At 71.2% G+C, this 15245-nt stretch carries 12 protein-coding genes; 4 read left to right on the plus strand and 8 right to left on the minus strand.

The features are described 5' to 3' along the window. Positions 1-35: 35 nt before the first annotated feature. Positions 36-1130, plus strand: coding sequence for an ADP-ribosylglycohydrolase family protein (locus ACSMXX_RS18720; protein ID WP_473184853.1), 1095 nt, complete (start codon positions 36-38; stop codon positions 1128-1130). A 134-nt stretch (positions 1131-1264) separates the two neighbouring features. Here ACSMXX_RS18720 and ACSMXX_RS18725 read toward each other — a convergent pair whose 3' ends face one another. The 4 genes from ACSMXX_RS18725 to ACSMXX_RS18740 form a co-directional block, all read right to left on the minus strand. Continuing rightward, positions 1265-1474, minus strand: a complete 210-nt coding sequence (locus ACSMXX_RS18725) for a DUF397 domain-containing protein (protein ID WP_473179841.1) — start codon at positions 1472-1474, stop codon at positions 1265-1267. A 137-nt stretch (positions 1475-1611) separates the two neighbouring features. Next, entirely contained in the window at positions 1612-2472 is an 861-nt protein-coding gene (locus ACSMXX_RS18730; RefSeq protein WP_473179842.1) for a helix-turn-helix domain-containing protein, read from the minus strand. Positions 2473-2893: 421 nt separating this feature from the next. Further along, entirely contained in the window at positions 2894-3697 is an 804-nt protein-coding gene (locus tag ACSMXX_RS18735; protein WP_473179843.1) for a GOLPH3/VPS74 family protein, read from the minus strand. Positions 3698-3909: 212 nt separating this feature from the next. Then, the gene (locus ACSMXX_RS18740; protein ID WP_473184854.1) at positions 3910-5895 is read right to left on the minus strand and encodes a pentapeptide repeat-containing protein; all 1986 of its coding nucleotides are present in this window, start codon (positions 5893-5895) and stop codon (positions 3910-3912) included. 193 nt (positions 5896-6088) lie between these two features. Here ACSMXX_RS18740 and ACSMXX_RS18745 point away from each other — a divergent pair, with 193 nt between their 5' ends. Further along, positions 6089-7039, plus strand: coding sequence for a D-alanyl-D-alanine carboxypeptidase family protein (locus tag ACSMXX_RS18745; protein WP_473184855.1), 951 nt, complete (start codon positions 6089-6091; stop codon positions 7037-7039). A gap of 99 nt (positions 7040-7138) precedes the next feature. Continuing rightward, complete coding sequence (locus ACSMXX_RS18750; protein WP_473179844.1) at positions 7139-9517, plus strand: MFS transporter; 2379 nt, start codon at positions 7139-7141, stop codon at positions 9515-9517. A 135-nt stretch (positions 9518-9652) separates the two neighbouring features. Here ACSMXX_RS18750 and ACSMXX_RS18755 read toward each other — a convergent pair whose 3' ends face one another. From ACSMXX_RS18755 to ACSMXX_RS18765, 3 genes are all read right to left on the minus strand, one after another. Further along, the gene (locus ACSMXX_RS18755; RefSeq protein WP_473179845.1) at positions 9653-10039 is read right to left on the minus strand and encodes a VOC family protein; all 387 of its coding nucleotides are present in this window, start codon (positions 10037-10039) and stop codon (positions 9653-9655) included. Positions 10040-10260: 221 nt separating this feature from the next. After that, entirely contained in the window at positions 10261-10695 is a 435-nt protein-coding gene (locus ACSMXX_RS18760) for an SSI family serine proteinase inhibitor (RefSeq protein ID WP_473179846.1), read from the minus strand. A gap of 284 nt (positions 10696-10979) precedes the next feature. Then, positions 10980-11429: a hypothetical protein gene (locus tag ACSMXX_RS18765; RefSeq protein ID WP_473179847.1), complete on the minus strand. Its 450-nt coding sequence runs from the start codon at positions 11427-11429 to the stop codon at positions 10980-10982. Between the two features lie 210 nt (positions 11430-11639). On the opposite strand from ACSMXX_RS18765, the gene ACSMXX_RS18770 reads away from it, so the two are divergent. Beyond that, a complete protein-coding gene (locus ACSMXX_RS18770; RefSeq protein ID WP_473179848.1) occupies positions 11640-12224 on the plus strand; it encodes a dihydrofolate reductase family protein in 585 nt (194 codons plus the stop codon). 43 nt (positions 12225-12267) lie between these two features. Here the strand turns inward: ACSMXX_RS18770 and ACSMXX_RS18775 are convergent, their stop codons facing one another. After that, positions 12268-15126, minus strand: a complete 2859-nt coding sequence (locus ACSMXX_RS18775; protein WP_473184856.1) for an NHLP bacteriocin export ABC transporter permease/ATPase subunit — start codon at positions 15124-15126, stop codon at positions 12268-12270. Positions 15127-15245: the final 119 nt, after the last annotated feature.

Genomic DNA, 15245 nt, shown 5'->3' on the forward strand with positions numbered 1-15245 from the left:
GGGAGAGAGACGTGGCCGCTTCCGGCGGTGATGCCATGTGGGGCCGCACCGAGCAGCAGGATTTCCGCAGCAGGGTGCGAGGCTGCCTGCTGGGCGGCGCCATCGGCGACGCGCTCGGGGCGGGCATCGAGTTCGACTCGCTGAGCGCGATCCGGCAGGCCCACGGTGAGGCCGGAGTGACGGACTACGTGCCGGCCTACGGGCGGCGCGGAGCCATCACCGACGACACCCAGTTGACGCTGTTCACCACCGACGGCCTCATCCGCGCGCACGTACGCCGCGACACGGGCGCCTGGCACCCGCCCACCGATGTGCACGCCGCCTACCGCAGGTGGGGGGCGACGCAGCGGGACTGGGGCCCGGACGAGCGCAAGAAGGAAGACGGCTGGCTGGCCCGCCAGGAGTGGATGTACGCGCAGCGCTCCCCGGGGAAGACCTGTCTCAGCGGGCTCTCCGACGACCGCATGGGCACCTTGGAGATGCCCAAGAACCCGGAGTCGAAGGACTGCGGCACCGTCATGCGCTCGGCGCCGTTCGGGCTGCTGGTGGGCTGGGAGCCGCAGTTGGTCTTCCAGCTCTCCGTGGAGTGCGCCGCTCAGACGCACGGCCATCCGACGGGATATCTGGCGGCGGGCGCGTTCTCCGCGATCGTGCACGCGCTGGCGCGCAAGGACAGCCTCGACCACGCCGTGCAGAAGGCACTGGCCATGCTCGCCACGCGGCCGGGTCACGAGGAGACGACGGACGCCCTGAAGCGCGCGCTCGGCGCGATGCGGCAGGGCATGCCGTCCGCGGAACGCGTGGAGTCGCTGGGGGAGGGGTGGAACGCCGAGGAGGCTCTCTCCATCGGTGTCTACTGCGCGCTCGTGGCCGAGGACGTACGGCACGGGCTGCTGCTGGCCGTGAACCACGGCGGCGACAGCGACTCCACGGGAGCCGTCTGCGGCAATCTGCTCGGCACCATCCACGGGGAGACGGCGCTTCCGCCCGCGTGGGTCGCGGAGCTGGAGGGGCGCTCGACGGTGCTCGAACTGGCCGACGACTTCGCCATGGAGATGACACAGGGGCCCGCACTGCACGCGCCGGGCGCGGCGTCACAGGCCTGGCTGGACCGCTACCCGCGGGCGTGACGCCGGCGGGACGGTACCGATGACGCCGGCGAGACGGTTCCTGGTATGGCCGGGTATGGCCGGGTATGGAAGAGCCCCCTCGGCAGGGACGGCGGACCGGTCGAGAGGGCTCTGTTCCAGGGCGGACGGGGGCTTCAGGCCGTTCTGCCGCCCTCGCCGCCGCACAGACCGGCCACGAAGCCGGTCCAGGTTCCTGGCGGGAAGCTCAGCGACGGCCCGTCCGGGACCTTCGAGTCACGTACCGCCACTGCACGCCGGGTCGGGGACTTCACTTCGACGCACGCACCGTTCGCCGAATATGTCGACTTGGTCCATTCCGTAGTGGTTCCCTGCTGAATTGCCATGTCTGCTCCGGTTGTTCGACTCCAGAGACCGACCGTACGCCTCGATTTCCCAACGCGAAGGGGCCGTTCACTCGACCGGATGGCATATTCCGAGCGGCTCTTCACTCCGCTCTTCGGCAGGTGTACGCTCCCCGCCCTCAGCCGCGGGCATAGTCCTTTGCCACATTCTCGATGAACTCGCGTGTCTGGTCCGGGTTGAGGGCTTCGGCGCGCAAATGCTCATACATCACGCTGTAGCTCTGTACGTCGTGCGACTTCTCCAGGTAGAGGTCGCTCGTGACGCCCTCCAGATAGACCACCGAGGAGTCGGAGGCGTCCGGAAACTCCAGGATCGCGTACTGCCCGTTTACCCCCGGGTGCGCGCCCATCGAAAAGGGCATCACCTGGACCGTCACATGCGGCAGTTGGGAGATCTCGTTGAGCCGCTCTAGCTGCTCCACCATGGTCTGCCGGCCGCCGACCCGGCGCCGCAGCGCCGCCTCGTCCAGCACCGCCCACAGCCGCAGCGGATGACGGGTGTCGTTGATCCGCTCCTGACGGCGCATGCGTACCTGGACGCGCTTGTCGATGTCCGTCGCCGACGCCTCGGGCTGCGCGCCCACGCATACGGCTTCCGCGTACGCCCGCGTCTGCAACAGGCCGGGCACGACCTGGGGTTCGTAGACGCGCAGCGACGCGGCGTCCGTCTCCAGGCCGATGTAGACGCTGTAGGGGATGTCCCCGAAGGCGTGCCACCAGCCTTGCTGACGCGACTCCTTGGCCATCTGCATGAGCGATTCGACGACGCGGTTGTCCTCGACCTCGTAGACACCGCAGAGGTCTCTCACGTCACGCTGGCTGATGCTGCGCCGGCCGTTCTCCAGACGGCTGATCTTCGACTGGGAGACCAGTAGGCGGTCCGCGACCTCTTCCGCCGTCATGTTCTTCAACTCGCGGAGACGACGCAGTTCCTGGCCCAGACGGCGGCGTCGGACGGTGGGGTTGACGTTTGACGCCACAGGGGCTGCACCTCCGCGTAAGTACGACTACTTTCAAGCAGGTTGCCACCACCGTGAGCGATCTCGCTGGCGAATGGCAACAGAGGGTGCAGAGCCGGGCACACAGACGGTCCGGTTACGGCCACGGCCACGGCGGGGCAGAAGGGACTCGGAGGAGGGCTCGCGGCAGCGAGCGGAGAGGGCGGGGAGGCGGGAGGGGAACAGGCGGGGAACGGGCGGGGAACGTCGGAAACACGCCCCGTTCCAGCGCACTTGGCCCGGCGCACACAGCCAGATCGTCCATGGGCACGCGTGCGCGCGGGGTGGTGGTCCGGCCGTCCCCTTCGACAGCCGGACCACCACCCCGCGCGCAATCACGGCGCCCGGCAGGCGCGTTACCGCGCTGCCGGTGGTGCCCGGTGCGCTCGCGCGCACCCTGTGATCAGCGTGCGCCGGCGCGGACCATTCCGCCCACACTCGGCCGTGCCTTCTCCGGCACATGCCTGGGCTGGACGTGCCCGGAGGGTACGCCGGCGCCCGCTGTCGCGGGACGACCGTTCTGAGCGGGGGGCGCCGCCGGAGCACCGGCCGCACCGTTGCCCGCCGCACGCCGGGGCTGGGCCCCCGCGCCGTTCTGCACATCCATCACGGCGTGTGCGACGAGACCGCCCATCGGGTCGTGCCTTATCAGGTCCCGGAGCCGGGAGCGGCACGAGCGCCCCTCGTTGCCGGGATAGAGGTGCTTGCCGAGACCGACCGCGTGGGCCAGCGCCGCGAGCGCCGCCGTCCGCGGGTCCGGCGGCACGCCGGTACGGATCGCGGCGTCCAGCCGGGTTCGGATCTCCCGGCTGATCGTCGTCTCCGTCGCCTGGTAGCGCGTCGTCGGCAACACCCCGCACATCTGGCTTGATACGGCATGCACCATGCCGCACCGCTCCAGGTGTGTGAGATAGGTTTGGCGAAGTCCCAATCGGGGCCCGCCGATCCAGTGGACAGCGCGCACCGGGCTGCCACGCCTTCGCAGCAACTCCAGTGCGGAGTCCAGAGTTGGATCTCCGGTCGGCCGTGGCAGTACCACGGCGATACGGTCCCCGTCAGGGGCTATACGTCCTGCGAGAGCCAGCTCGACGAGCTGGGCCCCGGCCAGGCCGAGGTCAAGCGACTGCGGCTGTGCCGTGGTGCCCGTGGCCGGGTCCAAGGCCAGCAGCAGAAGCTCCTCCGGAATAGTTCTGCGGCTCCTGCCCATCCATGCCTCCCCGCGTGGATGTCTGACAGGGTGACCCCTCTCACAATGGTCTGTCGAGAGTGCCTGGGCGTTATGGACGGGAACCAGTAGGTATGTCGTTCTCGTCTGCACGGTCGGAGAGACCTGTCCGTGACCTTGCCGGAGCCCCCGCGCGATGTGGGAGGCGCGGCGCACAGGACACTGTTAACTGGTACGCGAGCGGCGAGCATTCATCAGCAGGAGGCATCGGTGGCGGGCGAGTCCCCCGACAAGGTGGAGCGCAGGGAGTCGTCGGGGGAGACGACGGACGACGGCGCGGCGGTTGCGTCCACGGGCGGGAAGAAGTCCCGTGGGAAGTCCGCTGGGAAGAAGTCCGGCGGGAAGCGCGAACGGAAGTCCGGCGCGCGCCCGGACGCCGCACGTACCGGCCCCACGGAGAATCCCGACGAGGCCCGGAACGAGGCCCCGGGCGACGCTTCGGACGACCCGTCCGAGGCCTCCGCGCACAGCGGTGAAGGCAGCGAAGCGGAAGCCGCGGACGCCGCCGGCCACAACGACGCCGGACCCGGTCCGGCGGACGCCTCCGACTCCGCGGAAGCCTCGGAAGCCGTGGACTCCGGGAGCGGGGGCGAGGGCAACGGGCGCGGCGACGACAGGCTGAAGGCCGCGGTCGCCGCGTGGGTCGCGGGCTCGGACGACGAGCCGGACGAGGCCGGGCCGGACGCCGGGAGCGCAGAGGGTTCCGGAGACGGCGGAGACGTCGGGAACGGTGAAGACGGCGATGCCGTCAAGGACGGAGCGGGTAAGTCCCGTGCGGGGGAGAAGGATTCAAGCCAAATCCCGGCGAGCGATCTGCCCGTACGTCCGAAGTCCGAGGAGGACGAGGAGCCGGACCGGGCGGCGGACTCGCGAGCCTCAGCGGCCCCAGGGAGCTCAGAGGTCCCAGGCGCCCCTGAGAGCTCCGCGGAGGCCGGCGGCGAGGTCGACCACCCCACGGCGATGTTCAGGACCGTACGGCCCGATTCGGACGACTCCGCGGCCGCAATCGACAGCGAGGAGGCGGCGAGGCGGGCCGAGCGCATGACGGCGGCCTTCTTCGGGTCGGGCAAATCCACCGGAACCGAAGAAGCTGCGGCAACGGAAGAGGAAGCGGGCAAAGCGAACAAAGCGGACGAGACGGAAGATTCCACGCCACTCTCCGAGAAGGAGGACCGCTCCGGAGCTGACGGCGAGGACCGCGGCGAGGACCGCGGCGAGGGCCGGGAGGGGAGCCGGGACGAGGGCCCTGGCGAGCAGGAGCCCGCTGCGCGCGAGGCGGAGCCCGAGGAGGGCCCCGAAGCGGCGGCCGGGCGGGACGCGCAGGCCGGGCAGGACGCCGACCGGGTGGACGAGCCCACGGCCGCGTTCCGCACGGTTCGGGCGGACGGTTCCGGAGCCGGGCCGAAGAGCCCCCCGGAGAAGAGCGGGAACGGCCGCGTCGACCAGCCGACGACCGCGTTCCGTACCGTCGGGCCCGGCAAAGGCGACGAGGCGCCCGGCAAGAAGGACGCAGACGCAAAGCCCGCAAAGCCCGTCGACCCAAGGGTGGCGGCCTTCGCGAAGCCCGGGACCGGCGACGGTGACGAGGCCGGGCCCGGGACCGAGCCGAAGAGCACGGAGTTCAAATCCGCCGAGTCCAAGTCCGCCGAGTCCAAGTCCGCGGAGTCGAAGTCCGCGGAGTCGAAGTCCGCCGAGTCGAAGTCCGCGGAGTCCAAGTCCCCCGCGGCCGAGCCCGAGTCGAAGCCGAAGCCTGAGCGCAAACCCGAGCCCGAATGGAAGCCCGAGCCCGAATCGAAGCCCGAGTCCGAGTCGGAGTCCGAGTCCGGGTCCGGGTCCGGGTCCGAGTCGGAGTCCGAGTCGGAGCGCACGAGCCAGTTCGTGCCCCTCCGTTCCGCCGACGCGCCTCCGCGCCCCAAGCATGTGCCGCCGCCCGGTCCCGTCGTACCGCTGAAGCCCGGGGACAAGCCCACGGCGGGTGAGCTGCCGCCCGAGGCCGAGTCGCCGAAGCTCACCGAGGCCGAGCTGACGCGGCAGCAGGCGCGGCCCGACCAGGCACCGCTCGATCTGCTCGCCCAGCTCACCAACACCCCTCCGCCGCCGGAGACTCCGCTGCGTACGGCGGTGCGCCGGGTCAAGATCTGGACGCCTCTCGTGGTGGTGCTGATGGTCCTCTTCGCCATCGCGCAGGCCGTACGTCCGCTGCCGGAACCGGAGTTGTCGCTGTCGGCCCAGCCGACCTACAGCTTCCAGGGGCCGAAGCCCTCCGTGCCGTGGCCCTCCGAAGGGCAGGCCGCGCTCGACGTGCAGGGCCTGGGTTCGTTCGGTTCGTACGGCAAGCAGAAGCCGGTGCCGATCGCGAGCGTGGCGAAGGTGATGACCGCGTACGTCATCCTCCGCGACCACCCCGTCAAGAAGGGGTCGGGCGGTGCGAGGATCCCCGTCGACCAGAAGGCGGAGGACGAGGCCGGCCTGAGCGCGCAGAACGAGTCGACGGTCGAGGTGAAGAAAGGCGACACGCTCTCCGAACGGGAGGCCGTCAAGGCCGTGATGATTGCTTCTGCGAACAACGTGGCCCGTCTGCTCGCCCGTTGGGACGCCGGGTCGGAGAAGGCGTTCGCGAAGAAGATGAACGCGGCCGCCGAGGACCTGGGCATGAAGAACACCAAGTACACCGATCCCAGCGGTCTTACGTCCTCCACGGTGAGCACCGCCACCGACCAGGTGAAGCTCGCGAAGAAGGCGATGGGGATCGACCTCTTCCGCGACACCGTGCGGCTCCCCGGATACAAGGACGCCAAGGGTGAGCAGCACGCCAACTGGAACAAGCTCGTCCCGCTCGACGGAGTCGTCGGCATCAAGACCGGTACGACGACGAAGGCCGGCGGCAACCTGCTCTTCGCCGCGGAGCAGAAGGTCGGCGGCACCGAGCAGTTGATCATCGGAGCGGTACTCGGGCAGTACGAGCCGTCGATACTCGACACGGTGCTCGCCGAGAGCAAGAAGCTCATCGACACGGCTCAGGACGCGCTGCGCGCGCAGAAGGTCGTGCAGAAGGGCGAGGTCGTGGGTTACGTCGACGACCAACTCGGCGGCAGGACGCCGGTGGTCGCCTCCCGGGACGTCTCGGCGGTCGGTTGGTCGGGGCTGAAGGTGAAGCTCGGACTCACGGACGGCGGCAAGCCGCTGCCGCACGAGGGGAAGGCGGGCGACAGGGCCGGCACGCTGACCGTCGGCGACGGGCCCGGCCAGGTGAGGGTCCCCCTCACGCTGAAGGACGACATGAGCGAACCGGGCTTCGGAGCCAAGTTGACCAGGATCCTGTGATCCGGGTGGCATGGCCCGGTGAGAGGGGCCCGGCTCACAGCGGGTGAGGCGGGCGAGCCGTACGGGGGTAGAGCGCAGTGCCGACCGCAGGAGCCGCAGATGCCGGAAGGTGACGACGCCGCCGGCATAGTGCCCGGGGACAAGTCAGTCCCGGGGACGGAGCGCGGCACAGTACCCGGGCCGAGGCGCGAAGCCGATGCCGACGGCGACGGCGACGGCGACAAGGACACCCGCGAGGGCGCGGCCGCCCGGACCCGCGGCGGCACGCGCGAGCGCGGGCGTACCGCATCGCGCCCGTCCCGCACCGCCCCCGGCGACGGGCGCAACGGGACGGCCCACCCCGGAGCGCGGCCCCGAACCGCCGCCGACCAGCACACTCGTGCCGGGACCGACGCCCGTACGGGCACGCCCGCGAGCGAGCGCGAAGCGCTGTACCCGGGCCATCCCGGCCGTCCCGGCCATCCGGACCGGCCGGGCCATCCGGACCGTCCGGACCGCCCCGGCCACCTCGACCAGCCCGGCGGCCATCGCCCCCCAGGCCACCCGGACCCGCAGCCCGACCCGCAGCCCGACCCGCAGCCTGGCACCGCCGCCGGCTCCGGTTCGCCGGCCGCTCCCGCCCCCGCTGCTGCCCCCGCTCCCGCCGCTCCGCGCCCGCGATCCCGGGTACGGCGTCTCGCGGCCGAGCCGCTGCGTCACCCCGTGGCCGCCCCCGTGCTGCTCGCGACCGTCCTGCATCTGCTGTGGCTGTGGCTGCTCGCCAGCGGCGGCGGCGACCTGGCGGCGCAGGACGCGTGGGCCGAGTTCGTCAGGGAGCACCCGGACTCCGCCTACAACCTGGCCTGGTACGGAGGGCTGCACCCGTTCTCGTACAGCGTGATCTCGCCGTACCTCATGGCGTGGCTGGGGGTCCGCAGCACCTTGATACTGGCCGGAATTCTCTCCTCCGGTCTGCTGGCGCTGATTCTCCGGCGCGTACTGCACAAGCCGCTCGCCCCCGCCCTGTGGGGCGCCTTCTCCTTCGCGTGCAACGCCGCCTCGGGACGCGTGACCTTCGCCCTCGGTGTGCTCTTCGCGCTCGGGGCGGTCGCGATGGTGTGGGCCTGGCCGCAGCGCTGGTGGCGCAGCGCGGGCAAGTGGCGGTACGCGCGGGGGGCGGCCGCCGCCGTGCTCGCGGCGCTCGCGACGACGGGCAGCCCCGTCGCCGGGCTCTTCCTCGAAGTCGTCGCCGCCGCGCTGTTCCTCGACCGCCGCCGCCAGGCCGCGTACTCGCTCGCCGTCACGCCGCCCGTCGTGGTCGCCCTCTCCGCGGTCTTCTTCCCCTTTCAGGGGGTGCAGCCGATCCCGTGGTGGTCGGTGCTCTTCCCGCTCGCAGGTGCCGTGTCGGCCTTTCTGTTCGTGCCGCGTACGTGGCGCACCGTGCGGCTCGGGGCGCTGGTGTACTCGGCGGGCGTGGCGCTGACCTGGCTGATCCCGTCGCAGGTCGGATCGAACGTGGAGCGTCTCAGCCTGCTGTTCGGCGTGGTGATCCTGCTGGCCGCGGCACCGCTCGTGGTGCGCGACTGGCGGTCCCGGCGGGGCGTGGCGATGATCGTCGCGCTCGCGGTGGCCGTCGGCTGGCAGCTCGGCAAGCCCTCCTACGACGTGTTCGCGACGACCCCGGACGACGCCTGGACAGGCGAACTGCGCCCGCTGGTGGAGCAGTTGGACCGGGTCGATGCGGCGCGCGGACGGGTGGAGGTCGTGCCCGTACGAAGCCACCGTGAGGCGTCGGCGCTCGCTCCGTACGTCAATCTCGCCCGCGGCTGGAACAGGCAGGCGGACCTCGACCGCAATCCCGTCTTCTACGAGAACGGCGGTCTGACTGCGAAGAGTTACCACGAGTGGCTGCGGCGCTGGGCGGTGCGCTACGTGGTGCTGCCGTCCTCGCCTCCGGACGGTGCGGGCAAGGAGGAGGCCGAGATCGTCCGTGCGGGGCAGCCCTATCTGGAGGAGATCTGGAGCGGCGTGCACTGGCGGCTCTTCCGCGTCGCCGACCCGCTGCCGCTGGCCGACCCGCCCGCGACCGTCGAGCACGCGGGTGCGGGCCAGGTGAAGGTACGGGTGCGGGAGCGCGGAGCGGTGCTCGTACGGATTCCGTGGTCGCCGTGGCTAGGCCTGGTCGACGCGCGGGGCCGCCGCATCGAGGCACCGGCGCCGGGCAGGCCCAATCTTCAGGGCTGTGTGCGCAAGGCCGAGCCGCGGGTGGGCGGACCGCCGCCGCCCGGCGAGGAGGAGCCGGTGACGGACACCTGGACACTGCTGGAGGCGCCTCGCCCCGGCACGTACCGGCTGGCGGCGCCCTACAAGCTGCCCCGCGGTACGACCTGCCCGGACACGAGCGGCCTGGGCGGCACGGTCGGCCCGGCGGCGGGGACGGACGGGCCGGGGGACGGCGGGCCGGGGGCTGACGAGCCGGGGACCGACCGGGAGCGGTGACCGCCGGGGCACCGGTGGCCGGGTCGCATCAGGGACGCGTGAGCCCCGGACGCATCCGGGACGGATGAGCCCCGGACGTACCCGGGACGCATCAGCCCCGGACCGGCCGTCAGCGGCCCGTCCGTACCGGACCGGTCAACTGCCGCTGCCGTAGGGGCGGGTGAGGATCTCCAGGAAGTGCCCGTCGGGGTCGGCCCAGTAGACGCCGCGGCCGCCGTCGTTGTGGTTGATCTCGCCCGGGCGCTGCCTGGCGGGGTCCGCGTAGTAGGTCAGGCCCGCGTCCTTGATGCGTCCGAAGATCGCGTCGAACTCCTCCTCGGAGACGAGGAACGCGTAGTGCTGCGGCGTGACCGGGCGGTCGCCGGCGTCCATGAAGTCGAGCGTGGCGTCGTTGTCGGCGACGACGGGCAGGAACGGGCCGAACTGCGGCTGCACTTCGAGCCCCAGCAGACCTGCGAGGAACTCGGCGGAAGCCTTCTTGTCGGTGGCGTGCACGATCGTGTGATTGAGCTGGACGGACATGGCGTCTCCTCATGCGCTCGCGACGGGGCGGCAACGGCTCCCCGGTGACATCGCTGACCTTCCGTTACGTTCCAACGAACGTCCGGCGCAACGGATTTCGGTATCCGGTTCGGTCTTTCGTCGTAGGACACGACCTAAGCCCGCGGGCCGTGACGGGACCCGGTCCGCGGGACCACGACGTTCGCCGGACTCTGGTCACCGGCCCCGGGCCCCGGGCCGGGTCACGAAGGTGCGCGCATGCCGGTGCGGGGCAGCAGCGGTACGAGGGCGTCCCAGCGCTTCATCTCGCAGCCGTTCTCGCGGTTGAAGTGGGCGTCCACGGGCCGCCCGGCCCAGCGGCCGCGCACATGGGCGCTGGCGGGACCTCCGTACTGCATGGTGCATCCGGTGCCCGAGGGCACGGGGGCGAAGGGGTCCCTGCCCCAGGTGGTCAGCTCGTCCAGCCCGTCGCAGGCCTCCTCGGCACGCGGGTGGTCGCCGGCCGCGGGGTGGCAGTAAAGCTCGAACGTGCCTTCCGTGGAGGCGTCGCCGGATTCGGCGACGGTGACGGTGAGGTGGTCCGTCTCCCCGTGGGGGACGTCGCCGAACGCCTCCGGGGTGACGGTCAGGGCGCAGGTGAGTGCGGTCGCGGTGAGGGCGAGGCGGCGGATCAGCATCGGGGACTCCTTGGACACCGGTACGGGCGGAACGGAAGGAGGACGGGACCGGGAACGGCGTGCGGACGGGGCCGGACGCCGTACGGACCGGGAGGGGAACGGCGCACGGGCGGCGGGCGGCCCGGTGGGCCGGCGGCCGGACGTACGGCAAGCTCCCTCGGCCCGCCAACGCTTCTCTGGGGGCGCGCGTCGCGCCCGGGGCCGCGGGTTGACCCGGACGAGTTACCCCCGGGCCGCATACGGCCGGACCGCGGGCCAGGCGGCCGCGTGCTGACCGGGCCGGCTCACTCGGGCAGGTCGACGGCGAGGAGAGCCGGGCGGTCGGCGGGGCGGTCCAGGGCCGGGCGGTCGGTAGGGCCGTCCAGGGCCGGGGTGTGCGGCTCGCCCTGCCGCCGGGCCTCGTCGCGGCTCTGTGCCTTGTCTGTCCGGTCGTACGCCTGGCTCGCCTCGCGGCTCTGCCCTTCGTCGTGCGTGCTCGTCTCGTCGTGCGTCTGCTGCTGGGCGTTCGTGTGCGGCCCCTCGGGTTCGAAGGACCCGTCCGGCCGCACCAGCCGGTGTTCCCGGGGTGCGCCGGGGACGGTCCTGCCCTGCCGGTTCCATTCGTTCGCGAGCCCGGCGTAGATCGGCTCCAGCCAGTAGGCGCCGGTCAGTTCAGCGAACTGCGTGCGGGGTTCGGCGGGGACGGGGACGTCCTGCCGTGCGGTCCTCAGAACGATGAATGACGTGTTTCCCATGCACGAGCAACACGGGACGCCGAGCCGGGGACACCGTCCGAGCGGTCGCTTCACTGCCACGAGAGCCCTCGTTCGATCACGCCTTGGTCACGGAACGTCAAGAACGGGTGGCAGTCCCCGATTCTGTAGGCAGCGGCCTGCAGTTGCGGCCGTGCACACGGCGCCGAGCCGGCCGCAGGCCCGGCTCCCGCGCCCTGACAGGGGGGCATCTTGCGCAAGCTGACCTACTTCATCGCCGCGTCGGTCGACGGGTTCATCGGCCGGCCCGACGGCGACGGCAGTTTCTTCACCGAATACGTGGACGAGGAGTTCTTCGAGTTCCTGAAGGCGGAGTTCCCCGAGACCATGCCGACCCACGGGCGGCAGCCGCTGGGCATCGACGACCTGGAGAACAAGCAGTTCGACACGGTCGTGCAGGGGCGGGCGAGCTATGAGCTGGCGCTGGAGGGGGGCGTCACGAGTCCGTACGCGCACATGCGTCAGTACGTCGCCTCGCGGACCATGGAGAAGTCTCCCGACCCCGCAGTGGAGATCATCTCGGAGGATCTGAGGGGGAAGGTCCGCGCTCTCAAGGAGGAGGAAGGCGGCCTCGGCGTCTATCTGTGCGGCGGCTCGGTGCTCGCGGGTGAACTGCTCGACGAGGTCGACGAGTTGATCATCAAGACCTATCCGGTGGTGCTCGGTTCTGGCATGCCGATGTTCGCTTCCGGCTTCGGGCTGGAGCGGTTCGCGCTGGAGTCCGTGCGTACGTTCGGCAACGGCGTGCTCGTGAGGCGGTACAGCCGGGAGCGCTGAGCCGGCGGGCGGGCCGGCGGGCCCTGCACCGGGCCGGTGCTCCTCAGCGGATCTGGCGGCGTACCAGTTCGTGGAATTCGCCCGACGTGTCCGCGAGCAGCTCCGCGGGCGACCCCTGCTGGACGATCCGGCCCTGCGACATCACGAGCACCCGGTCGGCGTCCATGACGGTGGAGAGCCGGTGGGCGATCACGAACCGCGTGGCCTGGAGCTTGCGGGTGCTCTCGATGACGGTGCGCTGCGTCTCGTTGTCGAGGGCGCTGGTCGCCTCGTCGAAGTAGAGGATGCGGGGTCGCCGGATGAGGGCCTGGGCGATCATCAGGCGCTGCCGCTGTCCGCCGGAGACGGCGGCGCCGCCGTCCGAGAGAATGGTGTGCATCCCCATGGGCATCCGCTTGATGTCCTCTGCGAGGCCGGCCATTTCCGCGGCCTCCCACGCCTCCTCGTGCGAGTAGATCTCCGCGCCGCAGATGGAGTCGAGGATCGAGCCGACGAACGGCTGCGCGTTCTGCAGTACGACACCGCACTGCCGGCGCACCGCGGCCTGGTCGAGGGCGGAGAGGTCCTGGCCGTCGTACAGAACGCTGCCGGAGGCCGGCTTCTCGAAGCCGATGAGCAGCCTCAGCAGTGTCGACTTGCCGCAGCCGCTCGGACCGACGACCGCAACGAACTCGCCGGGCTCCACGCGCAGCGAGACGTCGTCGAGCGTGAGAGGACCGTCCTCGCTGTAGCGGAAGGAGAGCTGGCGTGCCTCGACCGACCCGGAGAGTTCACCGGGCTGGGTGCTGCCGCCGCGTACCTCGGTGGGCTCGTGCAGCACCGGCTTGACCTTCTCGAACATCGGCAGCGCGGCGGCGGCGGAGATCAGCGAGTTGGTCAGCTGGGTCACCGACGTAAGCAGCATCGTCACGGCCGTGTTGAAGGTGAGGAAGCCGCTGGAGGACAGGCTGCCGCGGGCCGGCCCGGCCAGCAGCATGAACAGGATCAGCGAAGTGAGCGGCAGATAGACCGAGTTGAGGATCGTGGTGAGGTTCTTGATCCGGCCGACGCGCTGCTGCAGCTCGCGGCTGCGCGCGAACTCCCTGGCCCACGCCGCGTACGCGAAGCTCTCGGCGGCGGCGACCCGCAGCTTCGGCAGACCGCGCAGGGTCTGGAAGGACATGTTGTTGAGCTTGTTGTTGAGGTCCACCAGCTTGCTCTGCCAGCGCAGTTGCCAGACCCCCATCGCGGTGAACGCACCGGCGATGACGACCAGCAGCCCGAGCGCCATGAGAGCCAGCGGAACGCTGTAGAAGAGCAGCAGCACCAGATTCATCGCGCCGATCGTGCACGCCTGCACCGCGACGGGCCCGACTCCCGACAGCACGCGCCGCATGGTGCTGATTCCCATGGCGGCACTGGCCAGTTCGCCGGTGGAGCGTTCCGCGAAGAACTTCGTCGGCAGGCGCAGCAGCCGGTCCCAGACCGCGGGCTGCAGCGCCGCCTCGACGCGTCCCTCCATGCGCAGGATGGACATGTTCTGCAGCAGCATGAAGACGGCGGAGACGATGCTGCTGAGCACGATCGCCAGCGAGACCTGCTTGATGAGGCTGGTCTCGGCGTTCGGCACGAACACACCGAGCACCTGACCGGTGGCGATCGGCACCAGCGCGCCCAGGCCGACGGCGACGAGCCCGCCGAGTGCCAGGTTCCGCAGGTCCATGCGGGTGCCGCGGAGGCAGAAGCGCAGCAACTGCCAGGCGTTCAAGGGCTCTTCGGGCAGCGGCCGGTAGAACATCACGGCGCGCGGCTCGAATTCGCCGGCCCGGGACTTGCGGATCCGGGTGCGTCCGCCCTCCGCGTCCACCGCCTCGTACCGTCCGCGGCGCCACAGCAGCGCCACGGGCTCCCCGGAAGCGGCCTTGTGACCCACGAGCGGGCCGGTGTTCTCCCGCCACCAGCGGTCCCGCAGCTTCACCACGCGGGTACGGACGCGTGAGCTGAGCGCGATGCGTTCGACGGGGTTCGTACGGTCGTTGACGGCGCGGCCCTGAGCGGGGGGTGAGAGCTCGATGCCAGCGGCGTCCGCGGCCATGCGGGCCACGGCGAGTGTCGCGTCGTCGTTCGCCGAGGAGGTGCCGGAGGCGCTCTTGCCGGTGGTGTTGATGGAGGCCAGCAGCGCCTGGTCCGCCTGCGCGCGCACGGTCTCGCCGGCCTCGATGCCGGCCGCCGTGCGGTCCTCGTGAGCACGTTCGAGGCGTTCGATCCAGCGGTCCAGGGCGGAGAGCAGCCGGAACTGCTGGTCGACCATGCGCTGCCACATCGTGCCGTCGATGAGGAGCTGGGACGCCGCCGCCGGGCTGAACTCGGCTCCGTACTGGACGCTCCGCGGGTCCACATGCATCCACAGGATCTCGTCGTCGTCCCGGCCCTGACCGGTGCCGGGGTGGACGGAGTCCGGGGTCACCTCTCCGTCGAGCGGCGCCTCGAAGAGCACGCGGAGGCTGCGTCCGATGCCGAGGGCGAAGGCGGAGTCGAGCTGCGTATGGGGCAGGGCGGCGATGCCGTCCGCCTGATTCCGGGCCTGGGCCTGCTGCTGGGGGTTCTGGTGCTGGTTCCAGGCGGTGTGGCTCTGGAAGTGGGCGGAGACGCTGCTGTACTCGGGCCGTGCCAGTTCGCGCAGTTCGATGCGGCGCAGCGAGCACTCGCGCAGCGGCCTGCCGACCAGCGTGTGCAGAGTGCCCTCGACGGGGCCGAGGAGCAGGGTGCCTGGTTCGAGCCGGCCGAGGAAGTGCCAGTGGCCCTGCTGGACGGCGTCGACGGCGAAGAGATCCATCGCTCCGGCCGTCACCAGCCAGAGCACATGGGGGCCTTCGAGGGGGACGCTCCGCACCCCGTCGCAGTCGACGTCCTCGCCGAGCATGCCGAAGGCGGCGGTCACCGGGTCCTGCGGCGGAGCGGCGGCGGCGACGGCCGCGTGCCGGCCGGTGTCGTGGGGGACGGTGGGGTACGAGCCGGTGTCCTGGGGGACGGTGGGGTACG

The organism is Streptomyces sp. DSM 116795, from assembly GCF_055792905.1.